General features: G+C 36.4%; 8 protein-coding genes. 2 read left to right on the plus strand and 6 right to left on the minus strand.

Annotated features, from left to right (window positions below; all coding sequences use genetic code 11):
- The first annotated feature begins 165 nt into the window (after positions 1 to 165).
- Entirely contained in the window at positions 166 to 318 is a 153-nt protein-coding gene (locus ACUVXA_RS14195; protein ID WP_445871933.1) for a hypothetical protein, read from the plus strand.
- A gap of 119 nt (positions 319 to 437) precedes the next feature.
- On the opposite strand, the gene ACUVXA_RS14200 is transcribed toward ACUVXA_RS14195, so the two are convergent.
- From ACUVXA_RS14200 to ACUVXA_RS14215, 4 genes are all read right to left on the minus strand, one after another.
- The gene (locus tag ACUVXA_RS14200; protein WP_445871934.1) at positions 438 to 1,430 is read right to left on the minus strand and encodes a HesA/MoeB/ThiF family protein; all 993 of its coding nucleotides are present in this window, start codon (positions 1,428 to 1,430) and stop codon (positions 438 to 440) included.
- Between the two features lie 45 nt (positions 1,431 to 1,475).
- Positions 1,476 to 1,883, minus strand: coding sequence for a ubiquitin-conjugating enzyme family protein (locus ACUVXA_RS14205; RefSeq protein ID WP_445871935.1), 408 nt, complete (start codon positions 1,881 to 1,883; stop codon positions 1,476 to 1,478).
- Between the two features lie 304 nt (positions 1,884 to 2,187).
- Entirely contained in the window at positions 2,188 to 2,421 is a 234-nt protein-coding gene (locus ACUVXA_RS14210; protein WP_445871936.1) for a ubiquitin-like domain-containing protein, read from the minus strand.
- Between the two features lie 7 nt (positions 2,422 to 2,428).
- Positions 2,429 to 2,674, minus strand: a complete 246-nt coding sequence (locus tag ACUVXA_RS14215) for a hypothetical protein (protein WP_445871937.1) — start codon at positions 2,672 to 2,674, stop codon at positions 2,429 to 2,431.
- Between the two features lie 297 nt (positions 2,675 to 2,971).
- Between ACUVXA_RS14215 and ACUVXA_RS14220 the strand changes: the two genes are divergently transcribed.
- Entirely contained in the window at positions 2,972 to 3,427 is a 456-nt protein-coding gene (locus tag ACUVXA_RS14220) for a hypothetical protein (RefSeq protein ID WP_445871938.1), read from the plus strand.
- A gap of 105 nt (positions 3,428 to 3,532) precedes the next feature.
- Here ACUVXA_RS14220 and ACUVXA_RS14225 read toward each other — a convergent pair whose 3' ends face one another.
- A complete protein-coding gene (locus ACUVXA_RS14225) occupies positions 3,533 to 5,314 on the minus strand; it encodes a hypothetical protein (protein ID WP_445871939.1) in 1,782 nt (593 codons plus the stop codon).
- 156 nt (positions 5,315 to 5,470) lie between these two features.
- Positions 5,471 to 6,160 carry an MBL fold metallo-hydrolase gene (locus ACUVXA_RS14230; protein WP_445871940.1) on the minus strand — a complete coding sequence of 230 codons (690 nt, stop codon included), beginning with the start codon at positions 6,158 to 6,160 and terminating at the stop codon, positions 5,471 to 5,473.
- Positions 6,161 to 6,371 lie beyond the last annotated feature (211 nt).

Genomic DNA, 6,371 nt, shown 5'->3' on the forward strand with positions numbered 1-6,371 from the left:
TTATATAAAAGAGTTAACAAAATTTATAAAATTTTTTTTCACAAAATTACCCTAATTTTAAAAAACCTTATTATTCGTAGCCGTAATGTATTTAAATTGTATTACCAATTTTTAAATACTCAGTTATAGTGGTTTTATTGTTCTTATTAGTTCGGAGGGAAGACATTGCCTTACAAGTTAAAGACAGTAAAATGTCCAGATTGTGGTTACACCTATCAACTGATTCTTTCAGTTGATGACAATAACTGTGAGCATCTGTGTGTACGGTGCAGCCAGAAAAAAGTAGAAGAGCCCAAAGAAGCCCATATTAAAATATAATAACAATACTATACTATAATCCTCTCTTTTTTATATTTAAAGAGCGTCAAAACTTCCACCAGTATTTTCATTTTTATAGCTACATGAATTAACAAGTGTATTTCTAGTCTTGGTAAAAATTAGGATATTTTTGCTCTTAGTTTAAGAGGTTTCCCCAAGGATTTATCATATACAAAAAGTAGTTCGCCGGAACTGAGTCCCGTATCTCCTATTTTTATGTTATCTTCAATGAATTTGGTTCTGTGAATTACTCTTATAGGTTCCACTAGTCCTAAGGTTACTATGAGGCGATCTTTTAATTCTTTGATGGTTTCTCTTTTGTCAATCGCATATTCAATACCTTCTAGTCTATACTTGTCGCTACATATTATGCATTTAGGGTTTCTTTCAAGTTTAATTGTTGTAAAGCTTTGACTCAGTCCATCATAGAATAAATAATTATCAATTGTTGGCTTCAAATTTAGTAGTATTTTAAGGGTCTCTTGGGCTTGGATGCCACTGAGAACAGCGCTTATTGTTGAAATTCCTGGAAACGTTAGTTTTTCAACTTTTTCTCTCTTCTTACCCGGCGGGGTGCATGATTTCTGGAATCTCTCACGAGGTAGAAGTGGCTGACACTCCAGGCATGGCGTTACGTTAGGTATTATTACTTGAATATTTCCGTACCAACCATACATACCGCCGTGTACTAAGGGCTTGTTAAGGCTCACACATACAGAATTCAGCCAGCGTCTAGCTTCAAAGGTATCAAGTCCATCTACAATTACGTCACTTTCTTCATAATATTTTCGGGGAACACTAATCAAACTCTCATTACGATCTACAACATAGATACTCGGATTCATTTCCCTAAGCTTCTCAGCAGCTACTCTGGCTTTAAACTCACCAACATCGCTTTCTGTGAATAAAAGCTGACGATTAAGATTTGATAATTCAATAGTATCAAAATCCACAAGTATTAGCTTTCCCACCCCCATTAACGCTAATGAAACCGCCACTAGTGAGCCCAATGCTCCTACTCCGGCTAGTAAAACAGTTGATTGATTGATTTTTTCCTGATTCCATCCTTCAAGTATTTCCTGTCGATGATACCTACCTTCAATCTTTTTCACATTTAATTCCCCTTAAAATGTATAACGAACATAAGTTAGAAAAGATTATTTTCCGAGATGATTCCAAGTGGCATATTTTTTGACATAATCATTTGCTACTTTAAAGAATTCTTCTACTTTTTTGACCATTTGTGTAGCCGCTTGTGTGTTTAATGGGGAGCTAGGATTCGGATAGTTTAGAAGATTTCTTAGAGTTTCTACCACGCCTGTAATGCTCATGCTCGGTAACCAATCCTTACCCAGAATATTTACGCACACATTTTTTTGATATATGTTAGGATGCCAAATATTGGTTTTCCAAATTACTTTGGGTGGCTCATATGGAAACCTTCTTGGAACCACTATTTCTATCTCAAACACTCCTCCCTCATATATTCCCGTTCCTATGATGAACCCCTCCCATCTTCTTAAATCTCCATCAACTGGATGGAAAGATGGTTCCTCCTCTTCCATCAGTTTAGCTTCGTATGCAAGTCTCGATTCATACTCTTCATCTGATAGAATATTGATCCCACCGACTAAGCGTTGTTTAATCTTTTAAATGAGAGGTTACTGGTTTACAATTATTTATTGGCTTACAAGTAATTCAGAAGTGAAAGTAATTTCTGAATTGATTCTACAAAGATAGGTAGTATCTTAATCAATAGTTATTTTGGATTGGATATTTAAAAACGTATTCGGAGGATAGCACAGTACCTAAAATATCTAAAAAATGCTTTATGTTCTAATAAAAAGATGGAGATGTTTTTAAAAAATCTCATCCTCCCTCGGTGCGGGTAACAAGGTACAATTTGTCGTAGGCTTGAATTCCTGCTTTTTCTAGTGTTGTGTTGTTTTCTAGTTGTTGTCCTCTGTATACTAGGATTAGGGTTGATTCGGGTACTCGTTTTTTCTTAGCCACTTGTGATTTTAATTTCTCTATCTCGGTGTCGGGGCTTACATCGAACTCTAAAACTTCTCCACCAATTGCCGAGACTATTTTTACTATCATTTACTCTTCACCATTTTCTTACTTCTTTTATATCGAGTGGTTTCCCGCAGTTAGGGCAGAAACCCTTTATCTTTAACCACTCCAAAAGATGGTCACGGTGTGCAGGGAGTCCACAGAAAGGACAGTAAACCTTCTTCTCTTCTTCCTTTACTTTCAGATTGCATACTATACATCTTGCAGTTTTCGTCCAATCCCAAGTTCCTATAACTCTAATATCCGATATTATGAATCTGTCAGACACCGTTCCCTGCACTTGCATATACCTCTCGTTATCTGTTTGAGCTATAATTAACATTTTATGATTATAATTCTTTTGATTTAGACATTCATATTTTCAAAATCTCGCAAAAAACCTGAATATCCTACAAAAATTTTTTTGTAGATTACTTTTTTAAAGATAAAAATCTTAATAAGAATATAAGTTACAGTAAATCCCCCAATTTAGGATAACAATTAAAAGGAATGCATGTAAGCAAGACTTTTAGTCATTCGCCCGAATTTACTGAAATCGTGAAAAATGGTTAAGAACTCGTTTGAGGGGCCGATGCATTTGTCAGATCCAAAAGATAAAGTAAAAATTCAGATTGATTCTATTAAAACTCCGGCAGGTGAAGTCCCCACAGTTGAATCTTTAAAAAATGTGGTAGCCGGTTTAAACGTTTTAAACTCCGATATGAATAACCTTAATGCAAATGTAGAAAAAAACATGTCAGCCATTGATAAAGAACTCAGAAATATTCGCAAGCTAATTGCAGAAGAAACTGTTTCCTTTGAAGTGATGTCGCAGAAATTGGAAAAGGTTAGCAACCAGTTGGAACGATTAGCCAAAAGTGAAAAAGAAAAGTGGGAATCCCTTCAGGAAATAATGATGGATATAGCAGAAATCATAAAGGGCTTTCAGGCAAGCCTTGACGAGTATTCCGCAAGAGTGGACCAAAGGATGAAAGAAACTTTTAAAGCCCTAGCAGAAATAGTTACGGTCACTATGAGAGAAGAGCAAAAATAGATGATAAATTTAGTAATATTTGAATAAGATTTTCCAGAATTCCTATATTGTACTGATTTTTAAAAAACATTTATTGTAAAAATGGAAATAAAAAAATAGAAAAGTTTAACCTACTAAAAGTTGAGGTTCCTTTCTAGTATACTTGCCTTCACCTTCAATTGTATAAGATAGTGAAATCTCTTGACCTGGCTCTATTCTCATAAAGTGCCACGTAAGCACTAAACCATCAATTAACTCTGTTACTTTGGGTTGTAGCTCCTCTGGTTTCCACTCTACTAAACTAAAACCTAGGGGTACAAAATCCTTTACGGTAACGTTTGCCATAGAAACCTCGCCTGTATTGACAATAACTAATGGAACTACGTGCTGTCCAACTTTTGCTCCAGGAGACACAGCTTCCTTATATATCCTAACAGCGCGACGCGTGTATTTAATCCCAATTTTTGGAGGATTAGTTTCTAGCTCTAAGTACTCCACATCAGGACCTGGCGGTTTAATGTTAGCAGTGGCTCTTATCGGGGTAAGGTAATTCTTTTCAGGTTTTGGCTCCCAAGCCATCATTGGATAAACACATTTAACAATTTGCCCAGGGTTTACCCCTCCCACAAGGCTTTTCATATTCTTAACAAAAACTGTGAATCCATGCCTTACTGCGGGATTATCATCGTTAGGATTAATAATTGTTTCTACACCTTGGGATAACTCTTTTTCATTGACATAAACTTTGACCCGTTCCTGCGAGGGCGGTTTGAAATCTTCAGGAATCGCATCATAGATGGTTACTTGATCTAATTGGGCACTTCCAATATTTGATACCAACACCGTTACGGTCATGGGTGTTTTATCATACGCGTCCACTTGGGCTGGTGTGAAAGTCTTCTCGGTCAGAATGCGCTCTACCGGAAGCATGGTATCTTCCTTAGTGATTGTGGCATACACTTGGCGAGTTACTTCTTTAACCACCTTATAGTCGATATTTGTTTCAAAAACGGGAATTGAGGCGCTTTTTATAGTAAATTTATACTCCCATGATTGTCGGGGTGGAACATCCTTGTTGGGTTCTAACGAGAGAAGTTGTTCTTTTAAATCTCCTTTTATTTGAAATATGTCAACCTTTAGAAGCCTTTGTAAAAATTCACTGATGTTCAAAAACTCTATTGTACAATCCCACGTTGAAGGTTGTGTGACCGATTCCGCTGGTTCTATTGCAAACCTACTATCCGAAATACTTATGATATCTGGATTTAGAAGTGATCTCGTTCTATCCCTGATATGATATTCTGCTATAACTTTACCTGCACCAATTGGCTCTATGGACTCCGCAGTGATTTTAAATTTAACAACGAGTGTAGCTTCACTGCCTGGCGAAAGTTCAAAATTTTTCCATACAACCTCCCTTGACTCGGGTTCAAACTCGGCGGTTCCGGTATTCGGCGGTTCTATCTCTGGATCTCCAAAACCCTTTGGTATGATTTTTCGAACTTTAATATTATCTATATATGCGTCCGTTGGATTACTGATTGTGATGGTGCTACTTACCGGCATTGGCCTATGGTAGACCAGGGCCCAATTAACTTCATCACTTTCATAGCAGGTATCCACTATTTCCTTTAATTTTAGAACTGTTTCCTCAACAGGAACAATATAATCTTTTGTCCATTTGCCACCTGCTTGAACTTCACCCACAGGTAATATATTTTCTTTAAAAGAAGTGGTTTCTATACCTCCTAGTCGAATTTCAGCGTTCCATATCCTGTTTTTCGAACTATTATTGTTAACAGAAAGTACACCACTAACCTTCAGACTTTTAATCTCATGCTTCTCAGTTATAACACAGTTAACATTCTCGGTTACATCCACATTCAGTTTCAAGCCTTCTGTGCTCACACCTTTTCCCTCACACATTCTTAGACCAATACCAAATTTATTTTTTAGCAGTATTTATGTGTAAATTATTATACTTTAATGTTCTTTAACTTTTTTACCAATCCATCACCAGTTTCCAAAATGGAGAACTGGCGCTCAAATCTTATTTTAGGTACTCTAACTTACACTAAACTCTGTTCCTGCCAACCACTCAACCCTTATTTCCTCACCGGTTCTCATTTTCCTAAACTTTGTTCCTGGGGCCACCGTTTCCGCATGGGTAAAGAAATAATCTATCTCATGCTCGGTTCTTACATGCATAGGTATGGCTAGTTGTGGTTTAATATCTGCAACAGCAGATAAAGACTGACTACTGTTAAAAGCCTCTGTTTCATCCACCCCAATAAGTAATACATCAATAGGATACTGCTCCAAAAATCCTTTAGTCATGGCATCCGCCAAGTGGGCTACTCGTACACCATCCAATTCTACTATAAAACACAGGTTAGATATATTAATGGGTTCTACGCTAGGACCGTGTTTTAATTCCAAAGCTGTAACTTTTAAATTTGGTCTATCAAAGTGTTCTCCACTTTGTAGCTTTCTTACTAGCCATTCTGGTGCGCCTTCCTTTAGAGCAGCGTTTACGGTTTGCTCATTTCCAAGTAGAAATGCCTTTTGTTTTGCAGAAATCTGCGCCGCGTTCCCTAAATGATCTTTGTGTTCATGTGATACACAAATAATGTTTGTTTTTTCCGATTCTGGTACAAGTATTTCGTCATTTAGTATGCCTGGATCGAAAATAACACTGATTTTGGGGGAATAAAATTTGAAAGCTGCGTGTCCATAATATTTTAGTATCGGCATATCTAAACCACCATTTCCGTTATTTACTATTAAGTGTTAAAAATTAGATTTTCATGAATTGTTGAGGGGAGTTTAGTGTTTAGTAAAGGTTGGTATTCTATCAATGATTAAAATAGAAGTTTGGTTGTATTTTTAGGTTTTGGTTCTTTTTACAATAAAATCAATGAGTCTACCTTTTATAATGTTCTGATTTTTATATTCTTTTATGTTA

The sequence above is a fragment of the Candidatus Jordarchaeum sp. genome, from assembly GCF_052745115.1.

Bases quoted from the DNA above. Each gene is read 5' to 3' on its own strand.
- ACUVXA_RS14230 (WP_445871940.1), bottom strand. From the start codon at position 6,160: ATGCCGATACTAAAATATTATGGACACGCAGCTTTCAAATTTTATTCC.
- ACUVXA_RS14210 (WP_445871936.1), bottom strand. From the start codon at position 2,421: ATGATAGTAAAAATAGTCTCGGCAATTGGTGGAGAAGTTTTAGAGTTC.
- ACUVXA_RS14205 (WP_445871935.1), bottom strand. From the start codon at position 1,883: ATGGAAGAGGAGGAACCATCTTTCCATCCAGTTGATGGAGATTTAAGA.